At 61.9% G+C, this 20,412-nt stretch carries 22 protein-coding genes and 2 tRNA genes; 7 read left to right on the top strand and 17 right to left on the bottom strand.

Annotated elements, in window-relative coordinates:
* Window positions 1-44: 44 nt before the first annotated feature.
* The gene (locus ASC75_RS16570; protein WP_244487860.1) at window positions 45-788 is read left to right on the top strand and encodes a hypothetical protein; all 744 of its coding nucleotides are present in this window, start codon (window positions 45-47) and stop codon (window positions 786-788) included.
* A 27-nt stretch (window positions 789-815) separates the two neighbouring features.
* Here the strand turns inward: ASC75_RS16570 and ASC75_RS16575 are convergent, their stop codons facing one another.
* The 11 genes from ASC75_RS16575 to ASC75_RS16625 form a co-directional block, all read right to left on the bottom strand.
* Window positions 816-2,894 carry an EAL domain-containing protein gene (locus ASC75_RS16575; RefSeq protein ID WP_055977869.1) on the bottom strand — a complete coding sequence of 693 codons (2,079 nt, stop codon included), beginning with the start codon at window positions 2,892-2,894 and terminating at the stop codon, window positions 816-818.
* A gap of 440 nt (window positions 2,895-3,334) precedes the next feature.
* Window positions 3,335-3,410: transfer RNA gene (locus ASC75_RS16580), tRNA-Phe, on the bottom strand.
* A 164-nt stretch (window positions 3,411-3,574) separates the two neighbouring features.
* A complete protein-coding gene (gene yacG, locus ASC75_RS16585; RefSeq protein WP_055977872.1) occupies window positions 3,575-3,793 on the bottom strand; it encodes a DNA gyrase inhibitor YacG in 219 nt (72 codons plus the stop codon).
* Window positions 3,790-4,419: a Maf-like protein gene (locus tag ASC75_RS16590; protein ID WP_055977876.1), complete on the bottom strand. Its 630-nt coding sequence runs from the start codon at window positions 4,417-4,419 to the stop codon at window positions 3,790-3,792. Before ASC75_RS16590 ends, yacG begins: the two co-directional genes overlap by 4 nt.
* Window positions 4,420-4,470: 51 nt before the next feature.
* Window positions 4,471-4,689: a translation initiation factor IF-1 gene (gene infA / locus ASC75_RS16595; protein ID WP_006200926.1), complete on the bottom strand. Its 219-nt coding sequence runs from the start codon at window positions 4,687-4,689 to the stop codon at window positions 4,471-4,473.
* An 88-nt stretch (window positions 4,690-4,777) separates the two neighbouring features.
* A complete protein-coding gene (locus tag ASC75_RS16600) occupies window positions 4,778-5,233 on the bottom strand; it encodes a low molecular weight phosphatase family protein (RefSeq protein WP_082496638.1) in 456 nt (151 codons plus the stop codon).
* 3 nt (window positions 5,234-5,236) lie between these two features.
* Window positions 5,237-5,722: a UPF0262 family protein gene (locus tag ASC75_RS16605; protein WP_055977880.1), complete on the bottom strand. Its 486-nt coding sequence runs from the start codon at window positions 5,720-5,722 to the stop codon at window positions 5,237-5,239.
* Between the two features lie 6 nt (window positions 5,723-5,728).
* Window positions 5,729-7,021: a histidinol dehydrogenase gene (gene hisD, locus ASC75_RS16610; RefSeq protein ID WP_055977883.1), complete on the bottom strand. Its 1,293-nt coding sequence runs from the start codon at window positions 7,019-7,021 to the stop codon at window positions 5,729-5,731.
* Between the two features lie 9 nt (window positions 7,022-7,030).
* Window positions 7,031-7,465 (bottom strand): DUF2948 family protein, encoded by a 435-nt coding sequence (locus tag ASC75_RS16615; RefSeq protein ID WP_055977885.1) that lies wholly within the window; start codon window positions 7,463-7,465, stop codon window positions 7,031-7,033.
* Window positions 7,466-7,611: 146 nt separating this feature from the next.
* Complete coding sequence (gene murA, locus ASC75_RS16620; RefSeq protein ID WP_055977889.1) at window positions 7,612-8,901, bottom strand: UDP-N-acetylglucosamine 1-carboxyvinyltransferase; 1,290 nt, start codon at window positions 8,899-8,901, stop codon at window positions 7,612-7,614.
* Window positions 8,902-9,030: 129 nt separating this feature from the next.
* A complete protein-coding gene (locus tag ASC75_RS16625) occupies window positions 9,031-9,219 on the bottom strand; it encodes a hypothetical protein (protein WP_055977892.1) in 189 nt (62 codons plus the stop codon).
* A 158-nt stretch (window positions 9,220-9,377) separates the two neighbouring features.
* On the opposite strand from ASC75_RS16625, the gene ASC75_RS16630 reads away from it, so the two are divergent.
* The 5 genes from ASC75_RS16630 to ASC75_RS16650 all read left to right on the top strand — a co-directional run bounded on the left by ASC75_RS16630 (window position 9,378) and on the right by ASC75_RS16650 (window position 13,173).
* A tRNA-Thr gene (locus tag ASC75_RS16630) sits at window positions 9,378-9,452 on the top strand.
* Window positions 9,453-9,957: 505 nt separating this feature from the next.
* Window positions 9,958-11,268, top strand: a complete 1,311-nt coding sequence (locus ASC75_RS16635; protein WP_162244936.1) for a hypothetical protein — start codon at window positions 9,958-9,960, stop codon at window positions 11,266-11,268.
* A gap of 12 nt (window positions 11,269-11,280) precedes the next feature.
* Window positions 11,281-11,856, top strand: coding sequence for a hypothetical protein (locus ASC75_RS16640; protein WP_055977896.1), 576 nt, complete (start codon window positions 11,281-11,283; stop codon window positions 11,854-11,856).
* Between the two features lie 31 nt (window positions 11,857-11,887).
* On the top strand, window positions 11,888-12,310 hold the full coding sequence (locus ASC75_RS16645; RefSeq protein WP_210168388.1) for a hypothetical protein: 423 nt from the start codon (window positions 11,888-11,890) through the stop codon (window positions 12,308-12,310).
* A 125-nt stretch (window positions 12,311-12,435) separates the two neighbouring features.
* Window positions 12,436-13,173 (top strand): hypothetical protein, encoded by a 738-nt coding sequence (locus tag ASC75_RS16650; protein WP_055977902.1) that lies wholly within the window; start codon window positions 12,436-12,438, stop codon window positions 13,171-13,173.
* Window positions 13,174-13,560: 387 nt separating this feature from the next.
* Here ASC75_RS16650 and ASC75_RS16655 read toward each other — a convergent pair whose 3' ends face one another.
* A complete protein-coding gene (locus ASC75_RS16655; protein WP_055977905.1) occupies window positions 13,561-14,187 on the bottom strand; it encodes a recombinase family protein in 627 nt (208 codons plus the stop codon).
* A 327-nt stretch (window positions 14,188-14,514) separates the two neighbouring features.
* Window positions 14,515-15,456, bottom strand: a complete 942-nt coding sequence (locus ASC75_RS16660; protein ID WP_156381290.1) for a hypothetical protein — start codon at window positions 15,454-15,456, stop codon at window positions 14,515-14,517.
* Window positions 15,457-15,672: 216 nt separating this feature from the next.
* On the opposite strand from ASC75_RS16660, the gene ASC75_RS16665 reads away from it, so the two are divergent.
* Window positions 15,673-16,923 (top strand): hypothetical protein, encoded by a 1,251-nt coding sequence (locus ASC75_RS16665; RefSeq protein ID WP_055977911.1) that lies wholly within the window; start codon window positions 15,673-15,675, stop codon window positions 16,921-16,923.
* A gap of 66 nt (window positions 16,924-16,989) precedes the next feature.
* Here the strand turns inward: ASC75_RS16665 and ASC75_RS16670 are convergent, their stop codons facing one another.
* The 4 genes from ASC75_RS16670 to ASC75_RS16685 all read right to left on the bottom strand — a co-directional run bounded on the left by ASC75_RS16670 (window position 16,990) and on the right by ASC75_RS16685 (window position 20,324).
* On the bottom strand, window positions 16,990-17,346 hold the full coding sequence (locus ASC75_RS16670; protein ID WP_055977914.1) for a hypothetical protein: 357 nt from the start codon (window positions 17,344-17,346) through the stop codon (window positions 16,990-16,992).
* Window positions 17,347-17,648: 302 nt separating this feature from the next.
* Window positions 17,649-19,001 (bottom strand): hypothetical protein, encoded by a 1,353-nt coding sequence (locus tag ASC75_RS16675; RefSeq protein ID WP_156381291.1) that lies wholly within the window; start codon window positions 18,999-19,001, stop codon window positions 17,649-17,651.
* The gene (locus ASC75_RS16680; RefSeq protein ID WP_055977922.1) at window positions 18,998-19,687 is read right to left on the bottom strand and encodes a hypothetical protein; all 690 of its coding nucleotides are present in this window, start codon (window positions 19,685-19,687) and stop codon (window positions 18,998-19,000) included. The genes ASC75_RS16675 and ASC75_RS16680 overlap by 4 nt, the downstream gene beginning before the upstream one ends.
* On the bottom strand, window positions 19,668-20,324 hold the full coding sequence (locus ASC75_RS16685) for a hypothetical protein (RefSeq protein ID WP_055977924.1): 657 nt from the start codon (window positions 20,322-20,324) through the stop codon (window positions 19,668-19,670). Before ASC75_RS16685 ends, ASC75_RS16680 begins: the two co-directional genes overlap by 20 nt.
* Window positions 20,325-20,412: the final 88 nt, after the last annotated feature.

Raw genomic sequence — 20,412 nt, forward strand, 5'->3', positions numbered from 1 at the left:
TTATTCACGGTCAATAGAAAACACCCTAGGCGCAAGGCAGCATCGTGGAAATATTCTCCTGGTCGCCCATCTTGCTGACGCTTCCCTTCATCGTCGTCGGCGTCGTCTCATTTTTCCTCGGCGCGGCCTTCCTGGCGATCTTTGCCAGGCAGGCACAAGGCGACCCTTTGTCGATGCCGGTCGCCGCTTTTGTCGGCACCATCACCACGGCCTGGGCGCTGTCGCTCGGCTTCACCGCGGCCGACGTCTGGTCGGTCAATGCGCGCGCCAGCCAGGTCGCCAGCGAGGAACGCTCGTCGATGATACGCCTCGCCGGCATGGCCAAACCCGAGGCGCTTGCCTCTGCCGAATTGATGAATGGTCTTCAGGCCTACAAGGATGCCGTCATTTCGGTGGAATGGCAGAACGCGAACCTGTCGCCCGAGCCCGCCGTCGAGCAGGCGCTGCAGGACATCCGCCTGGCCTTGATCGCCCTGTCGAGGTCAGGCCTTCCCGATCCGATCATCGCCCAGATGGTCCAGGATTTCGACGAATTGCAGGATGCTCGGAACTCGCGCCTCGCCGTCGGGGTGGGCTCCGTGAACCAGCTCAAATGGTATCTTGTGCTGTTCCTGACGCTGTTGTCTGCAGTCGTCATCGGCGCGGTCCATGCCGACAGGCCGCATGCCGGCAGGAAGGCGATCCTGATATTCGCCGTCACGGCCAGCGTCAGCCTGTGGATCCTGGCCCTGCACGCCAACCCCTATGTCGGCGTCGCGCGGGTGACATTGGGCGATGCGCGCATCTGACCTCGGTGGTCGCTCAGCAGTGTTCGCTCACGCGGTCCGGGCGACGACGACAGGCTGCGGAGAGGCATTGCGCATGGCCAGCCACGCTTCGGCCTGCGCGTCAGGCATCGGAAAGGCCACGCCGTAGCCCTGGACTGCCGGGCATCCCAGCGCCTGCAGGAAGGACAGCTCCTTTTCGGTCTCGGCGCCCTCGGCGATGATCGAAATGCCGAGGCCGCGGGCCAGTTCGATGATCGCCTTGACGATCTTGGAATTGGCCGGGTTCTTGTGGATGTCGCGGATGAAACGCCGGTCGATCTTCAGCCGGTCGACTTCGTTGGCGCTGATGTGCGACAGCGATGCGTAACCAGTGCCGAAATCGTCCAGTTCCATGCGGATGCCGGCCTTGCGCAGCCGCTTCAACGTCAGTCCGATGCCGCTGTTTTCATCGTCGAGCATCACCGATTCAACGATTTCCAGCGCCACCAGGCGGGTCGGCAGGCCTTCGGCCTTGAGCAGGCCGAGCAAATGGTTGGCGAAGTCCGCCTCGTGCAGCTCCTGGGCAGACACGTTGAGCGAGAGCCGGCCGAAATCCAGCCCCGTGCGATGCCATCCGGCGGCCGTGCGTATCGCCTTGGCGAAGATGGAGCGGCCGATGGCCGGCATCAGCCCGGCCTTCTCGGCGGCCGGAAGGAACTCGCCGGGCGACACGCTCCTGCCCCTGGCCTCCCAGCGCACCAGCGCCTCGACGCCGATCACCTTGCCGGTCTGGAGCGAGACCTGCGGCTGGAAGTGAACGGCGAAGGCCTCGGCGGCGATGGCTTCGCGCAGTTCGCGCTCGAGATTGGCCCTTTCTTCGAACTTGTCGCGCAGGGTCGCGGCGAACAGCCGATAACCGCCCCGACCTTCTGCCTTGGCGCGGTAGAGTGCGAGATCGGCGTTGACGAAAAGCTCGTCCATCGTTGCCGTGGCGTCGTGGAACAGGGCCACGCCCGCGCTGGCGCTCGGCTTCAGCGACGCGCCCGCAAACTCCAGCGGCTGCTTGATGCTCGTGGTGATCCGCGTCGCGACCTCGACAGCGTCCGCCTCGGTGCCGACATCGGTCAGGATGACGGTGAACTCGTCGCCGCCAAGGCGCACGCAGACGTCGGATTCGCGCACGCTGGCCACGAGGCGCCGCGCGGTCTCGATCAGCACGGCATCGCCCGCGGCATGGCCCAGCGTGTCGTTGACGGTCTTGAAGTGGTCGAGGTCGATGTGGATGACCGCGACCGTCTCGCCCTTGCGTCTGGCCGCGGCCAGGGCGGTATCCATGTAGTCGTTGAGGAACGCCCGGTTGTACAGCCCGGTCAGCGCATCATGGTTGGCGGCGAAGTTCATCTGGTCGCGCGCCCTGAGCAGTTCGCTGGTGCAGGACACGACGCGCCGCACCAGCGGCCGGAAGATCAGCACCGCCTCGGCGACGAGCAGCAGCAAGGTGAGGACGAACACCGTCAGGTGGATCTTCTCCACCGCCGCGCCCTTTTCGGCTGCTTCCGACGAGAACAGCCGGGTCAACGTTTCATATTCGCGACGGGCCTTCTCGGCGACGTAGAGCCTCAGCGCCGCGAAGTGGGCCGTGGCATCGGCGGGCATCTCCGCGGACACCGAGTCGGGCAGCAGCTTGAGATATGAATTGACCGTGTATTCGAGGATCCGCGTCGTCGCGTCGATCTGGCCGGGAGCTTCGGTAAACAGCCTGGTCGCGTCCTCCGAGAGTTCGAGCCGGTGGAGCGGCGACCGCGTATCGGGCGATCCGTTGCGCAGGATGCGCTCGTTGGCGAGGAAGTTTTCGAGCGCCGCCTTGAGGTTCTGGCGCGCCTGGGTGCGCAGCCATTGCACGTCGGCCGTATGGGCTTCCGTGGCGCTCAGCAGGATCCGCTGCGACAGCATCTGCTGGCGGGCGCCGAGCTCGATCAGGGCGGTCTTCTGGGTGTTCGCCGAGATCACCGAACTCAGCATGAAGAAGCTGGCAGTGGCCAGCGACGCGATCAGGATCAGCGCTGCCACGTAAGACGCCCTGGTCTTGTGCATCAGGCCGTCCGCGAGTTTCTCGTGTTCCGTGCTCGCCTGCGCGCTCGCCGACATGTCGACTTTCCCCCGCCAACTCGATCTCAAAGTTCCCCCGGGGCAAGAAAATGCAGAACAATGATGAATTGCGTGTAAATGGAAAGAGTTCCGGTTACGCGACCAAGTAGGTATTTCCGTATGGAATCCTGTTCGGCTTTATTTTTGCACGAATTTGCATGAATGCACGGCAGACACGAGCGAATTGTTCTTGCTGGAATTCGACGGACATTTGGCCGGAGCCGGCAGGCAAAATTGGCCGCCGGTGATCGGAGAACTATCTCTTCACGCCATTTCGCCAGCGCGGTGACGCGCCGAGTTGAACCGGAAGCACTCACGAGCGGTTCTATCAGGTCTGGCGGCCATGAAGGAGCTTGGCAAGCGACGAACAAGAACCGTCAAACCCTGCTGAGAAAACACCCGGCGCTGGAATCGATGTCAATGAAATTGAGGGGAAGAAGTGGTGCCCAGACGCGGATTCGAACCACGGACACGCGGATTTTCAATCCGCTGCTCTACCAACTGAGCTATCTGGGCCTAGTTCCAGGATCGGGCGAGTAGCCTTGATCCGGGTGCCTCGAGTGGTGCGCTGCACCCTTGAAAGCGGGTGGGTTATAGCACGAGATTTGCCCCTGTCCAGCGCCCCGGATGTCTTTTTCTGCAAAGAAATCACAGGTCATCGCGGAAGCCGAAAAGGCGCGTCAGTTTCGTTCGCCGGCTTCGCTGCCCCCGGTCGAATCTTCTTCCTCGTCGTCGCGGACGGGAATGGCGTAGGCGCCCGAAAGCCAGCGGTTGAGATCGACCGCCTTGCAGCGCGGCGAGCAGAAGGGATAATTCTCGCGCACCGAAGGCTTGCCGCATTCGGGGCAGGGCTGCTTGGCGCGCAGGGGCGTCACGACATCGGTGGGCTTGCCCGTCACGCGCGCGCCCCGGCCTGCCAGTTGAGCTGGACCTGGTAGCCTTCGCCCGAAAGCAGCGACGTGGTTTCGTAGAGCGGCAGGCCCACGACGTTGGTGTAGGAGCCGACGAGCTTGACCACGAAGGTGCCGGCAAGTCCCTGGATGCCATAGCCGCCGGCCTTGCCGCGCCATTCGCCCGAGGCGAGGTAATTTTCCATGTCCTGCTTCGACAGGCGCTTGAAGCGGACCCGCGTTTCGACCAGGCGCTGGCGCAGCTTGCCGGCGGGCGTGACCAATGCAAGGCCGGTATAGACGCGGTGCGAGCGGCCCGACAGAAGCTGCAGGCAATGCAGCGCCTCGTCCGAGGTCTCCGCCTTCGGCAGGATGCGCCGTCCGACCGAGACCACCGTATCGGCGGCGAGGATGAAGCCGGACGCGGGCTCGGGCTCCTTGGCCAGCACCTCGTGCGCCTTTTGCGCCTTGGTCACAGACAGCCGCTTGGCCAGCGAGCGCGGGTGTTCTGCGCGCATCGGGCGTTCGTCGACATCGGCGGGAAACAGCCGGTCGGGCTCGATGCCTGCCTGCTGCAACAGCTCGACACGGCGGGGCGAACCCGAGGCAAGCACAAGCTTTTGCAGATCGCTCAATCCAAGATCCTGTGGGCTAAGACCGCCGACGCGCCCGTGGCAGCGGGCGGTTTACTTGAAGCGGTAGGTGATACGGCCCTTGGTCAGGTCGTAAGGCGTCATTTCGACGAGGACCTTGTCACCGGTGAGAACGCGAATGCGATTCTTGCGCATGCGGCCGGCGGTGTGGGCGATGATTTCGTGTTCGTTTTCGAGCTTGACCCGGAACATCGCATTCGGCAACAATTCCGTTACGACGCCCGGAAACTCGAGGACTTCTTCCTTCGGCATTCGGTACCTTCGGTTTGGGTGGCTTTCCCGGCGCCCCGGCCGGAATTTGCGCGGAACCTATATGATAATCCGCGCTTTGTGAACACGCTTAATCGGCGTCGATTTTCTGTGCGTCTACAGCAAATCTTTCGGCCATTCTGGCCTTCAGCCGCTCGCGCACGTCCCTGTAGGCGCTCATGATCTGGTCGCGCGTGCCAGTGGCGGCCGTCGGGTCCGGTGTCGGCCAGTATTCGACGTCGACCGCCATCGATCGCGTGAATTCGAGCGCGGCGTGATGCGCTTCCGGCGCCAGCGTGACGATCAGGTCGAAATAGTCGTCCTCGAGGTCGTCGATGGTCCGCGGCTGGTGCTCGTCCAGCGCCATGTCATCTTCGGCCAGCACCGCATCGACGAAGGGGTCGCGCTCGCCGGCGCGCACGCCCGCCGAGGTGACGAAGGTCGATGGCGACAGGCGGTGGCGGGCAATCGCCTCGGCCATCGGCGAGCGGACCGAATTCATTCGGCACATGAACAGGATGGAGCGCGGAGATTTTGCGTCCGCCATGCGTCATCCGCGCCAGTGCAATACGCAGATCAGCGTGAAGAGGCGGCGGGCGGTGTCGAAGTCGATCTCGATCTTGCCGGAGAGGCGGTCGAGCAGGGTCTGCGAGCCTTCGTTGTGCAGCCCCCGCCGGCCCATGTCGATCGCCTCGATCTGGCTCGGCGTCGAGGAGCGGATCGCCTCGTAATAGCTTTCGCAGATCATGAAGTAGTCCTTCACGATGCGGCGGAACGGCGTCAGCGACAGGATGTGGGTGACCACCGCCTCGCCATGCTCGCGCGAGATGGCAAACACCAGCCGCGCATCGACCAGCGACAGCTTGAGCCGGTAGGGTCCGTGGCCGTCGTCGTTCATCGGATGGAACGAGTTCTCCTCGATCAGGTCGAAGATCGCGACGGCGCGTTCATGCTCGACGTCGGGCGTCGAACGGCCGATCGACTCGTCGAGTTCGACGTCGACCAGGCGGGAGCGTGCGTGGCCTTTGTCGGACATGGCCGCCTACATGTTCAATCTGATGGCGACGGAGCGCGCATGTGCGTCGAGCCCCTCCGCCTTGGCCAGCGCGATAGCTGCCGGCGCCAGTTCGCGCAGCTGATCGGGGCCGAGCTTCAGGATCGAGCTGCGCTTGACGAAGTCGAGCACCGACAGCCCCGAGGAAAAGCGCGCCGAACGCGCCGTCGGCAGCACGTGGTTGGAGCCGCCGACATAGTCGCCGATGACCTCGGGCGTGTGCTTGCCGACGAAGATCGCCCCGGCATTGCGGATGCGTGGGAGCAGCGCCTCGGGATCGGCGACCGCAAGTTCGAGATGCTCGGCGGCGATGCGGTTGACCAGCGGCAGGGCGGCATCGAAGTCGTCGACCAGGATGACGGCGCCGAAATCGCGCCAGCTCGCCGCGGCCGTCTCGGCGCGAGGCAGCAGCTTGATCTGGCGTTCGACGGCCTCTTCCACCTGCCTGCCGAAGACGGCGTCGTCGGTGATCAGGATCGACTGCGCCGACACGTCATGCTCGGCCTGGGCCAGCAGGTCGGCGGCAAGCCAGTCGGGGTCGTTGTCGCTGTCGGCGACGATCAGCACCTCCGAGGGGCCGGCGATCATGTCGATGCCGACGGTTCCGAACACCTGGCGCTTGGCGGCGGCGACATAGGCATTGCCGGGTCCGACGATCTTGGCCACCGGAGTGATGGTTTTGGTGCCATGGGCAAGCGCGGCCACCGCCTGGGCGCCGCCGATGCGGTAGATTTCGGAGACGCCGGCGAGATCGGCCGCGACCAGCACCAGCGGATTGATGACGCCGCCTGTCGCGGGCACCACGATGACGATGCGCTCGACGCCGGCGACCTGGGCCGGCACCGCATTCATCAGCACCGAACTCGGATAGCTCGCCGTGCCACCAGGCACATAGAGCCCGACCGCCTCGACTGCCGTCCAGCGCGAGCCGAGCTCGACGCCGATCGGGTCGACATAGCGGTCGTCCTTGGGCATCTGGCGGGCATGGTGCGAGCGGATGCGGTCGCGCGCGAAGCGCAGCGCCTCGACCGTCTTGGGGTCGGCGTCCTTGTAGGCCCGGTCGATGTCCGCGCGTGTCACGGCGATACCCAGCGTCGCAAGGTCGGCGCGGTCGAATTTGCTGGTGTAGTCGATCAGCGCCGCGTCGCCGCGCGCGCGCACGTCGTCGATGATGGCGCGCACCGTGGCCTCGACGTCCGGCGACACTTCGCGCTTGGTCGTCAGGAACGCCGCGAAGCGCGTCTCGAAGTCTGCATCGGATTGGCGAAGGGTGATGGCCATCGGGAATGCTCAAGTCTTGTGGATGGGGCGCGACGAGGCCTGCCAGGCGGCCCCGGTGTCGGTCAGGCGGGCTTCGATGACCTCGACCTCGAGCCGGATCGCAGCGTCGCCGGAAAACAAAAGCTCGATCTCGCCGGCGGGGTCCTCGCCCTGCGCGAAACCGATCGCCAGAAGCTCCAGCACCTCGTCCTTCTTGGTCCGCGAAATGCCGAAAAGCTTGACCGACAGCACGCGGTCGAAATGCAGGATCGAGCGCCGGCGCTCATATTTGGGCCGGAAGAAGCCGGTCTTGGTTTCCCATGCGAAACGGTTCATCGCCAGCGCAAAACGCTTCGACGGCGCATCGAAGGCGAGATCGCCGACCTTGACCACGGCGTCCTGCACATGGGCCGAGATGATCTCCAGATCCTCTTCGTCGAGGGCGACTAGCTTGAGCTGGTTCATGTCCGGTCGGCTGCCTGTGCGGAATGTAATGCTTCCGGCTTTGTTAGGCGGTCTTGATGCAGCGCGCAACCGCGGGGGCGAGGGAGTAGGGGAGCAGGGAGAGGCTTGCCTGTTCCCTTACTCCCTTATTCCCCTATTCCCTTCGTTCAACCGCTGATGCGCTCGATGACGGCGCCGCAGCGCGACAGCTTCTCTTCCAGCCGCTCGAAGCCGCGGTCGAGATGGTAGACGCGGTTGACCACTGTCTCGCCTTCGGCGGCGAGGCCGGCGATGACCAGCGACACCGAAGCGCGCAGGTCGGTTGCCATGACCGGCGCACCCTTGAGCTTGGAGACGCCCTCGACGATCGCGGTCTGGCCCGACAGCGTGATGTGGGCGCCGAGGCGGGCGAGTTCCTGCACGTGCATGAAGCGGTTCTCGAAGATCGTCTCGGTGATCTTCGACTTGCCCTTCGACATCGTCATCAGGCCCATGAACTGCGCCTGCAGGTCGGTCGGGAAGCCGGGGAAGGGTTCGGTCACGACGTCGACCGGCGAGATGCCCGAGCCGTTGCGCATGACGCGGACGCCGGAATTGGTCTGGATGATTTCGGCGCCGGTGCGCGAGACGACGTCGAGCGCGCCCTGCAGCAGGTCGGCACGCGCGCCTTCCAGCAGCACGTCGCCGCCGGTCATCGCCACCGCCATGGCATAGGTGCCGGTCTCGATGCGGTCGGGGATGACGCGGTGGCGCGCGCCCGACAGCGAATCGACGCCCTCGATGGTGATCGTCGAGGTGCCGGCGCCGGTGATCCTGGCGCCCATGGCGTTGAGGCATTCGGCGAGGTTGACGACCTCGGGCTCGCGTGCGGCGTTTTCGAGCACCGTCTCGCCGCGGGCCAGCGTCGCCGCCATCATCAGCACATGGGTGGCGCCGACCGAGATCTTGGGGAACACATAGCGGTTGCCGATCAGCCGGTTCTTGGCCTTGGCCACGACATAGCCGTTGTCGACGTCGATGTCGGCGCCGAGCGCCTGCAGGCCTTCGATGAACAGGTCGACAGGGCGCGTGCCGATGGCGCAGCCGCCGGGCAGCGACACCTTGGCCTCGCCCATGCGGGCGAGCAGCGGTCCGACGACCCAGAAGCTGGCGCGCATCTTCGACACCAGCTCATATGGCGCTGTGGTGTCGACGATGTTGCGTGCGCTGAAGCTGATGGTGCGCGAATAGCCTTCGCTCTGGCGTTCGCGGCGGCCGTTGACCGTGTAGTCGACGCCATGATTGCCGAGGATGCGGATCAGCTGCTCGACGTCGGCCAGATGCGGCACGTTTTCCAGCGTCAGCGTATCGTCGGTGAGCAGCGAGGCGATCATCAGCGGAAGGGCCGCGTTTTTCGCGCCCGAGATCGGGATGGTTCCGGTCAGCTCGTTGCCGCCGACAATTCTGATGCGATCCATTGGCCGTCGTTTCTCCGGGGGATCCCGGTTCTGGCGAGAAATTTTCTTGCCGCCGTCTAGACCATCGCGCCACCCGGTTCAAGAATCAGGGTTTTGCGGATCCATGCGCCAAGCGCCTGCCGTCGCCGGTCAGGCTTTCTCGGGTTTCTCTGTCTCTCCCTCGGCCGCGGCAAGGCCTTCCGGCCTCGTATCCGCTTCACCGGTGCGGCGCGAGCGCGCCTGCGCCTTGCGCTTCATCAGGTTGGCGCGCAGCTCGGCTGCAAGCCGCGCCTTGCGCGCGTCCGCACCGCTCGAGGGCATTTTTGGCTTCGACGACATGTGGTGGTCCCCGCTTGTCGATCGTTCATAGCGGCTTGGCAACGGAAATGGCCAGTATTGTGGCGTAAAGGCGCCTGTGGAAAATCAGTGTCGATTTGCTGCAACTGATAACTTGCGCTCCCCCGATTCATGTGTCAAAAGCCGCCCCGTCCACGGATGCTGCCGTAGCTCAGTGGTAGAGCACTCCCTTGGTAAGGGAGAGGTCGAGAGTTCAATCCTCTCTGGCAGCACCATTCTTTTCCCAAGCAGCTTCAAAAGCATAGAGTTTTCCATGGCTTCCGTCAAATCGGACTGTTATGGGAATGTGCTCTGGGTATGGCTGGAAGACGGTGGCGAATGCGGGGCCTCTCCAAACGAAAAGGCTCGGATGTCTGGCAGGGGCGATTCCGAATCCCTGAGCGCCTGTGGCGCGAAAAAGACAAACTGCGGTCGCTTGGAGTAGCTGACGTAGGGGCAAGCCAAGAGTTCACGCGAAGCACTGGCCACCACGACCGCGACAAGGCGGGCGCTGAGTACCGCACTATGCTGGCCGCGTGGGACACCAAGATGAGCGCGTGGCAGTCGCTACTAGAATCGGGCCCCCAGGGGCTCTCGCACCGACAGGCTGTCGGACTTGCTGCCGACCATGCGCGGGCCTTCATTGCCGCCCACGAGGACAATCCGCACAGCGCCCCGACTGTCCCTCAGCTTGCTTGGCCGGTTGAAGACGGTGGCCAGTGGGATGAGTTGGTGGCTACGATGCCTCCAGAAGTCCGCTCCAAGTTCGAAGCGGACTTGCGGAAGGCTATGGCGGGAGGGGTGGGGAGGGCGCGGGAGCGCATCCTCCGCCTCCTGATGAAGTACCCGGCCGCCCTGCCAGCCTTCGCAACGCACATGGCAGCACTCCAGGAGGCCAAGCACGGAGAAGATACTGACAGTGCGCTGGCAAGCCACAGGCTGACTGTCACAGCGGAGACGCGGCAGGACGTGTTGGATGCCATGGCGTCCCTTATGGCCAAGGCTCGGAGCGGGCTGGAACGTCGCAAACACTATGACTACGGCCCGGTGCCAGAGCTTGAGGTTGCTCCAGCTTTCGTGGCCTCCGCTCGAAAGGCAAAGTCGCCTTCAGCGGTGACCTTCAGTGCAATTGTGGATGAGCAGGCCCGAAAGCGGATGGCGGGGGCGGGCTCAAAGCCCATGCCCGAGAAGTCCCTCCAGAAGTACAAGCGGGTCGGGGAGGATTTCGCGCGGTCCCGAGGCTCTAAGGATGCCACCACGGTGAAGGTCTCGGAGGTAGAGGAGTGGATGGACTCGATGCTCTCGGCGGGGGAGATTGGCAATCGGTCCATTGCAGACCGGATTGTGAGTTTGGGGACTATCATCAACTGGGGAAAGCGTCAAAGGGAGCACCGGGAGGCCATGGCGTCGGCAGAGAGTGTCTCTGGCCGCGTGGAGCTGCCCTCGTATGTCGAGAAGCCTGCAAGCGACACCTCCTATAACCTTGGGGAGGCTCGTACGGTTCTGCAAGCGGCCCGCAATGAGGTGGACATCAGCAAGCGGTGGTTGCCCTGGGTGTGTCTCTACGGTGGCCTGCGTATCAGCGAGGCGGAGGGCTTGCGGCGGGAGGACTTCTTCCAAGCGGAGGGCGAATGGTTCTTCCGTGTGACAAGCGCCGGCAGGCGTTCCCTCAAGACGGCAAACAGTGAGCGGGTGGTACCAGTCCATCCAGCCTTAGCTGCGGAGGGGCTCTTGGAGTGGCTTGAGGGGCGGCCCAAGGGACAACTGTTTCGCCCGTCTGCATATTCCTACATGGGCCGCTGGGTTCGCTCCAAGGCGGTCGGCATCACTCGCAAAGGGGTCTCGCCAAATCACGGCTTGAGGCACCTGTTTGTTGCCTTATGTCGCCGTGATGGTGTGAACTCGGAGGCGGCGGAATATCTTGCGGGTCACGCAACGGCAAAGGTCCACGCAAAGTATGGCTCAACGGAAGTCATGCTGCCGGGCCTTGCGGCGGAGATGCGGAAGATTAAATCTTTGCTGACCTTGCGGGCTAAATTAGGCGATAGTTGAAGGGGGATAGCGTTGACTAAAATCGATCTAAAGTTCGAGACGCTAACGATAGGTCATGAACTAGATACAAAACGTCTAGCCTCCGCGTTCTTCGCTGAAGACGCGTTGGGGGTAGTGGTTCGCTGTCACTTCGAGGTGGAAAGAGCAGCGATACGGGCGCTGGACACGCTAACTGGAAATCGGTGGCGGAAGACCAGGAGCCAGTATCTCGCCGAAAAGCTCAACTTGCTCGAAATGCTCGGTGCTCCGGAGCCAGTTCTAGTGCCAGCCCGAACGTTGAACAAGCAACGCAATGCTTTCGCGCATGACGGGCTGGAGGAAATATCCGAGCAACAGTTGCTAGACATCGTTCGCGGGATACGCGACTTCCTTCCCCAATTCCAGGATGACTACCGCATACAACTCCATGGGGAGCGCGAGTTTAGCGGTGCGTTCAAAGAGTGCAGCATCCACCAAAAATATGCCGTGGCGAGTTCGATCCTAGCGATGCTTGTCGGAGGCATCCCTGAGTTTATGAGAGCCTACCGTGAAGCTGCTGTGGCAGCGGACAAGGCCCCTGACGTGTTGGGGCTCAAGAATGGACAGTGAGGGGGAGGTCCGGCCAGGGTATGAACGCCGTGTGGTTGATGGCAAAGTCAAATATCTGCCCAAGGTGACTAATGACGATGATACGTTCGCGTTTCGGCATGCCATAAAGATTTTACGCGAATGGGATCAAAAGGGAACTTTCCCTTGGATGAAGCGCCGCACGGCAGAGTATCTTGCCCCTAGGTTGGCGCTCTGGGCATGCCTCTTAGCGCTTTTCCTGCATGGCTGGTGGGCGATCACTACTTCTTGCAGTCTCCACTTCGCCCGAAGCGGCGCGGCGATAGTCCTCGTATCCGCCCTGGCGTTTGGCTGGACGGCTTGGCATGAGGCCCCGAAGATGCTCGTGAACCGGCTGGCGTTCTTCCATCCCTTGTGCATGCTGCCCGCATTGGCTCTGCTCGGGACGCTGATATGGGGATACGGCGACTTGGTTCCTTTCGGCAAGAGTTGCTAGTGGCCGACTGCCCAAGCAGGGGGGGCTCGGCGTGGCGAAGCCTTCAGCTTGCCTACTAAGCGTGCTGTTGTCCGCCACGGCTGTCCCTGTGTAAATAGAGCAAGGCCAATGTGAGTCATCCAAGGATGAAGCTTGATCCCGACGCGCTGGATGCCGCCGCCAAGGCAATGTACGAATATAAGGTTAGTGAGGCGAGAAAGGCTGTCGATAACACTAAATTCGACGCCTCTGCGATGCCTGATATTTTTCGACGCCTCCACCGAGATTCGGAAACGTCACAGGTTCTTGTTGTCTCATCTTATCTAGAAGATCGCATTCTTACTTTGCTCCAATATCAGATGGTCGACTTGGAGTCCGAGTCCTCTAGGGAAAAAATGTTTGGAAGCAATGGCCCCCTAGGGACGTTCGGCGGCCGCATCACGATGGCATACCACCTTGGTTGGCTAAGTAAGGACACCGTCGATAATCTAAACAATTTCCGAAAAATCAGAAATATATTCGCTCATAAGGCCTTCAATACATCCTATGATGACCATCGTGTTCGGGCACTTTTCACGCCGCTAATACTCAATCTGGAGCGGTTCGACTCCACGGCTGTCGTCGCAGCAATGGGGGCAGATCGCGATAATGGATTAATTCGTGTTGCGGACGCTACGGTAGCTCAGCGCTATCTGTGCAGCCTAGCGCTACTCACGGGTGATGTTTGTCGGGAACTGCTGGTGATGCCTGCGGCCCTTCGACACCAGGTTAGTGCACGAGCAATAACCGGAAAATACGATGAGGGCCCCCAGGTGCTACGAGAGCTGGGCCGCAACATGGTTCGCTGCGCACTTGAGATTCTAGCTACCCGGCCCCCATCTTGATCCACATGGGCTCTATTGGCCATCCTTTGGTCGCGACACTCTTGGCGTTCAAGGCATCTGCGATGTTGGCGAGGGCCTGCCCCGCGTATTTGGGCCAGTTGCAGGCTTGCGTCCTTGCCGCCAAACCGCCTCTCCCTTCCGCTAGTCTGTGATCCTTCTCGTCTGGCGCAGAAGCGTCCCGGTGTACTGACATTGCCGCGTCTCGACCTTCCACCAGCGTCCCGCAGTGTCGACTACATGTGTCGCAGAGAGGAGCCGCATGGTCTTGAAGTTCTCTGCGGGAGTCCTGGTTCAGGAGGGCAATGGTCGCGATGGGCTGGCAACGTGAGTAGGCGCTGGGAGTATCGAGCGCAGCAGAGAGGTGATGGTCTGGAGCATCTCGCTACCTCACCCTTGCGCTCCGACCGACAGCCGCTTGGATAGCCGCGCCAGCGTAGACGTTGAGACCCCAGTTGCCGCCACGATGCTGGCCCACGTCTGGCCCTTCCTCAGCATGTCCACAAGGGCAGCATTGCGCTCTGCATTCTCAGGCCGCCCCTTGTAGCCCCCCGATGCCTTCGCCTTCTCGATACCCTGGGTCTGCCTCCTGCGGCGATCCTCATAATCCTTGCGGGCGATAGCAGCCAGCATATCCAGCATCATGCCATTGATAGCGTCCAGCATGCGGGCGGAGAACTCATCGCCACCAGCCTGGATCAATTGATGCGAGGTCTGGAGGTCTAGGGCGACCACGCGGACCCTTTTGGAAGCAATCTCCGCCTTGAGCTTCTCCCAGTCGGCGGCGTTAAGGCGGCTCAAGCGGTCCACTTGCTCCACCAGGAGCACGTCTCCAGGCTGGCAATCCGAGAGGAGGCGGAAGAGTTCTGGACGCTGGAGGGAGGCACCGCTCTCGTTCTCCACGTAGGAGGCTGCAATTCTCAGCCCCCGTTCATCTACAAACCGCTGGAGGTCTGCCTTGGCGCGGCTGGCATCTTGCTCCCTGGTGGAGGCGCGGAGGTAGGCGCGGATAAACATAGGGAAGGCTCCATGCTTCGCTTTGGGTAGCTTCGATAATAGCGCTTCGCTTTAAGTTGTCAACGAGCATTATCGAAGCACGAAATGGAGAGCCTTGGAGTGCTTCGCTTGAGGCATACCCAAATGATATAAGCCTCATGTGCCTTTTCGGAGGCCTGAGGTCGAGCCTGGGCGAAGGGTAGCCCTGCCCCTGCCTCCGAGAGGGGCCTGGAGGGCAGGGCGATGGCGTGGGGCATTTCCAGGACCCCACCAGGGGGGAAGCCCTGCAACTGTCACGTAGATTGAAGCGCTCGCGTGAGGCACCCTTGTAGCGTTCCGGTCTTCCACCTATCGGGACAACAGTGGGCCATCTCCTAGTACCGCCCCTATGCGATTGCGAAGCTTCTCCCGGAGTTCGCCCGGTGCCCTCCACGTAATGTGATTGAACTGGCGAGTATCAAAATGAACATGGCCAATGTGGTCCTCCCGGCACGTCCATATGACGGGAATCCCAAGACCCTGTGCAAAACCTGCCTCATAGTAGACACCACCTCTAGGTATTGCGGTTGTGTTCCCTTCCGTTCCGATTAGACCGCACGTAAAGTCGGCCACAACGAATCTGGATCGCCTAATCTCGGCGATGATCTCGTCGTCAATCTTGTTGTTATGTTCTTTTTGGTCGATCCTCATGGGACGATAGCCTGCGTCAACGATGGCAGGGGCAATCCCCTCCACGTATGCCGCCGACACTTCAGGTGCGAACCACATGGCGACGAAAGCCTGAAGAGAGTCCCGTGCTGTCCCGCGTAGCTTCTCTAGGTGCGCGTACCCGTCGAAGGTCAAAGACAGGTGGCCCTGGGCATTCCCCATAAGGCCTTGCTTTGTCGCGAACGAGAGAAGGGCCTCGACTTCCTTGATATCCAGAGACTCGGTGGCGGCCAGTAGCGCGTCATACTCAGCCCAATGCGGGTTCTCGCGGGGGCGCTCGTCCAGTGACACCACAAGAATGTGGTCGTAATACCGCATGGTCTGACCCAGCGCCGGGGTATGGCTGGCGACCACCAGAAGAAGCCGATCTCGTCTCTCAGAGACTGATCTGGGAGCAGCGGCCTTCGCGGCCTCGACGGCGGCAGTGTCCACAACAGGCCATTCGTTCCCGGCCCTGTGCTGGTCCACGAGCCAGGTTGTAAGATAGGCTTTTTGACGGTTGTCGAGGTCGCCGAGGGAGCCGGTTGCGGACCCAGTAACCTGGTACCTGCCGCCCGCGCGTGGCGAGTCGTACTGCCGCAAGTCACCGCTAACGCTGCGCCCACTATCGTAGGTGCGTGTCCTCCAGATGGCGCACGGATCAGTCATGCTTGTCCCCTTCCAGGATCAGACTTGTTGCACCGATGTATAGCGGAGATCGGCAGGCGGACGTAGATTCAAGGACTCGGGTGAGCGACCAGCATTGCTGTCCTATATTCGGCTTGGTATTCCAAGTAGAGGCACAGGGGGAGATAGCAAATGCACGATGCGGTTTCACTATTATGCGAGAAGCTTGATGAGGTCGCAGCCAAGCTGCTGGCATTAGGTAGTTCTGACAGTAGGTTCAGCCAGTCTCATGGCTGGAATCATCCAGCGATATCGCCAGCGCAGCTTGCCGAGTTTCCTTCCCGGATCGCGACCACACTGCGACAGGCCAACATAGTGGCTGTGTCCGAAGCGGACGCAAAGGCACTGAACGACGCAAGTAGTGCGCTCGCCGGCCTGCTCAGCGATGTGCTCCCGAGTTTCGCAGGAAACCCGTCAGCCGGCTTGCCTCCCGTCCTGAGCACGCTGTCCTACGTTTCGATAACGGTCGAGCCGTTGCTCGGCTGGTCAGCGTCTGACCCCAAAAGGCTCCCCAGCCCGCTGGCCCGTAGACTCGCCGCCATTGACCGCCAAATCAACGAGATCGTCCCGGATAAGGAGGAGTTGCAGCAGAAGATTGCCACGCTTTTGGAGGCGGAGGAAGCCGCAACGAGCCTCCCCACGACTCTTCAAGAACTTAAAGCCGCCAACAATCACATGCGGCAAATCTCATCCAATGCCTCCGCACTCTTTGGCAAGATCGAAGAAGACCAGAAGAAGGCAATTGACTACCTCGCCAAGCTCCACAGTGCTGCCGAAGAGGGTGCCCAGCTCGTCGCCCAAGCTGGTGAGGCGCATCGGATTACAACCAGCATCGGGCTGGCTGCTGCTTTTGACGACCGAGCCGGTAAGTTGAATCGGTCCTTAGGATGGTGGGTGGCTGGCCTTGCAATTGCACTGGGCGCGGCAATGGTCGTTGGTTTTGTCCGCCTTTCTGCCATGAAGGAGGTCCTTGCAGCCGAGACATTGGACCCCTTGCGAATCTGGGTGCAGGTCCTGCTAACTGCTCTAAGTCTCGGTGCGCCCATCTGGTTTGCATGGATCGCGACCAAGCAGATCAACCAGCGGTTCCGACTTGCGGAGGACTACGCGTTTAAGGCGTCAGTGGCAAAGGCCTACGAAGGCTATAGGCGCGAAGCAGTTCGCATAGACCATGAGCTAGAGAAGAGGCTTTTTGCCTCTGCACTGACACGATTGGATGAGGCTCCTCTCCGCCTCGTGGAGATGCACACTCATGGTAGCCCTATCCACGAACTAGCAAACTCTAAGGCGGTCAAATCGGTAATTGACAGCGCGGCGGCTTTGCCGGGGAGGCTCCGAGGCAGGGTGGAGAGGACACCAGGCGAGCGAGGGGCCGCTGAATAAGACTAGTTGGGGATTGTTCATCCCTGCCACCGACACCATGACTCTCTGCACTGCCAGTCTATCGTCTCATGCAGCGAGGCGTCCTGCTTGGTGGTCGATAGACACTTGATGGCGGGTCTTTCCGGACCTCTGACGACGATATTCGGAGACAAACCTGTCGGGGTCAGTGCAGCGGACCTCCAGGAGGGGCTTCAACCGCTCCTCAAAAAGAGACTGCTCAGAGGGGCCCAGGTCATCCAGAGTGCAGGACATGAGGCTGTGCGCGAGGCGGTCTTCAGGCCTGCCCTCATTGAACAGACCCTCGTCCACCAAGTCGCGGATGACATCCAGGTGGTCCATGTGGAACTGCCATTCCCAGATGTCGTCTTGGCGGAACTGCGGCGCGGCCGCCTGGGCTTCGTACGGGGCTTGGCTGGTCGGCATGTTGGCCTCCTCAACGTGTTCCTGACATAGAACAAAAAGAGAACATGAGAGTCAAGAGGCAACGCCTGGAGCGCTTGGAGACACTGAGAGAGGGGCGGCTATCGCTTCATCCCCTCCCTGTCCCGATGCAACTGTCCGGTGTCTTTATGGTCACCTTAAGCACTAACAGCCAGGACACTGGCCTTAGGTTTACATCATTGTTGGGCCGATGATGAGGCGGAGCCTCGGTCAGCCCTCAAGCTTGATGCCCGCCCCAGTGGGCCACCCGTAGGCCATATATGGGCTAGTTGTGGTCTCAGCCGTCAAATGACTTTGCGGACCACAGGTAGCGCCGTGCCGACAATCAGCATTGAGCCTATCGCCATTGCTCGCCGTCCTGCCGACTCGTGGCCGGTCGAGACCATGATTCCGTCATGCATCGGGAGCGCTGGTATGTCTTGCTCTATTAGAACACGCAGCGTTGCCAGCATGATTTCGCTTTCGGTGAACATGAGGCGAAGCCCCAGGCCGATGCCAATCAGATGGCTGATGGCCGGATGGCGCTCCCGGATGGCCGCCTCCACCTTGCGACCCGTCCACTCCGGGCCAACTAGCTGGCGGAGGTCTGAGGGCAGGCGGACCATAGGCCCCTGTCGGCATAGAAGCGAGGCGACGGCCTTCTTGACGGCATTGCGAGGGAGGCCCTCAATGTCGCCATAGGGATCGCTGTTCGGGATGGCTGCGCCGGCATGAAGGTAGGCGAGTTGCACGAACATGGCAGCAAAGTCCAAGTCCACCACTGGCTCCCCCTCGATCCTCAGCAAGTGCCGTCTGGTCTTTGGGAGCGACTGCCAGAAGCCGCCATATAGCCGCCCGTGCTGATCGAACGTGTGGGCGGCCTCTGGGCTGTCGATCTGGAAGCGCCGGGTGAGGAACACCGGGACCATCGGACGCTCCTCGCCAAGCCTGATGTCAGCCTTGGAGAGCAATGCGTTGACTGCCTCCAACCCCATGCGCATGGCCCTCGTGCTGTCGGTGTCGGCATAGTCGATGAGGAGCTTTGGACGGTCGCTGCGGGCTTTGGCTTTGAGGATAATCGTCTCGGCCCCCGCCCGCCGAGTTACCTCAATCGGCCCTCGGTGCCGTGCCTCCCTGATGCGCTCTTTCAGGATGGCAGAAGGGGCGATTGTGGTGCGCCACTGTCCGCGACTGCCCGGGTGAACGACCAGTAGCCCAAGCTGTTCCATCGCCCTCCATACGCCGCTGAGTACATCAACGGGGAACTTCGGGCGGTCATATCGGGTCGCGCCGTCCTTCCGTGCGGACAGGGACAAAAGTGTCCCCTCGGGGAAGTGGACTACAAGGCAAGCGACGTTCGCAACAAGGGTCCCCACGGCCTCCCTGCGACGCTCAGTGGCGTCCCGGCGTATCCGCCCAGTGGCGAGGCGTAGGCTCTCGGTCTCCTCAAATATCGCGTCCGCGAGGGCCACGAGGGAAGCGCTTGCGGGGACCAGGAAGGGACTGAAAGGGACGTTCCGGTGGCTTTCAGTCTCCTCGCCGCTGTGGGAGGGGTCCTCGGTTGGGGACACTGGGGTGCTTGGGGGGATGCCATCTAGAAGGACCGGCATCACTTTCAGAGGGTGACTTGACTGCTCGTCAAAATGGACTGGTCTCATGGCGTACCCCTAGCCAGACCCAGCACCTCCTCCACCGCTTCACTTGTCGCCACAATGGCCGCTATGTCCTCGATGGCACTCCCCAGTCGGCGCATGAAGATGCCTTCGGCCCTGGGGTACTGGGAGATGGTAGCAAATCGGGTGGACCGGGTATGCGTCCCCGATGCGAGGCGGTGGGTCATCTTAGCGATTTGGACGTGGCGGAACTCTGGGTTCGCCCTGGGTCCGATGGCGGCCTGGGTGGCCTTCACGGTGAGGACGATAGCTAGCAACTGGCGTCCCGTCTTGCCGGCCTGATGGAGTCTTGCGAGGACATTCCTGACCTTGGCCTTCGGCTTCCACCATCGGGCCTCGTGTGCGTGTGCGGGCTTCCCGCCGCTGGAAATGAGACCATCTAGTGCGGCAATGACGCGTATAGTGGCGGGATCGCTCTGGTGCGCCTTGAGCCACGTCTCGGCGGCCCTCCGGTAGGGTGCTAGCTCGCGGACCAGATAGGAGCGCCGCCAGGGGGAGCCGTGCCGCCTCTGGAACTCCACATGCCGCTTGCACAGGGTGTCTGAAAGGCCATTCCTGCCCGAACGCTGCACCGGCCTGCCGCACCCAACGATGGCACAGCGCCTCGGAGCCCCGGATGGGGGCTCCTTCGCGCGTAGCTCGATGTCGTCTTTATACGGCTGAGGGCTCATGCTCGACCTGCCGCAAGGCTTCGATCTGATCGGCTCCAGCGGCCTCGGCATCAACGGCCCTCAAAAGCCGCCTCAGGTTCTCCAGATAAGTGGACGAGGTGAGGTGCTCGGGCATGTCGCCTCGCTCCTCCCAGGCAGTGGCAAGGCGCTTTGCGTGGTGAAGTACTATGCTCCTTGCGTACTTGCCTCGACGCGATGCAGGCAGGGCCTCAAGGTTGTCTCCCCGCATGTCCGATGATGGCGTCCCCGTGGTCCGTATCTGGTCGTAGGGGCCGGCATCAGAGAGGAAACGGCTGACGGTCGTAAGGTCCTCGGGTGCATCCTGGATGGTGATGCGGGCATAGAAGCGCCCTTTGCCATCTCCATTCAGGGCTACGCCGATACCGGGGATGCGGGTGAGTTCGTAAAGCGCCGCATACTGAAAGCTAGAGAAGCCGGCATCGGCTAGTTGGGTCCTTCCCACCACCACGATAATTGTTGGCGCGATGGCACTCCATGCGGTCGCAGTGCCTCCGGGATGGAGGACCTCGATAAGCCTCGCCCACGAGGGCAGAATGGTAAAGGCCTCCTCTGGGGCGGCCACGACGCGCTTGGGGGTGATGAGCGGGGAGTTTTGGTGTTCTAGTGTCGACGCCATCCGGTTCTCCTTGTGTGATGGCAAGGCAAAGCCAGCGGCCGGAAGAGAAACCCTCCCGGCCCTGAGCAATGCCTAAGCTGTTGTTGGG

Origin of the sequence: Aminobacter sp. DSM 101952 (assembly GCF_001424795.1) — a bacterium.
Classification (GTDB): Bacteria; Pseudomonadota; Alphaproteobacteria; order Rhizobiales; family Rhizobiaceae; genus Aminobacter; species Aminobacter aganoensis.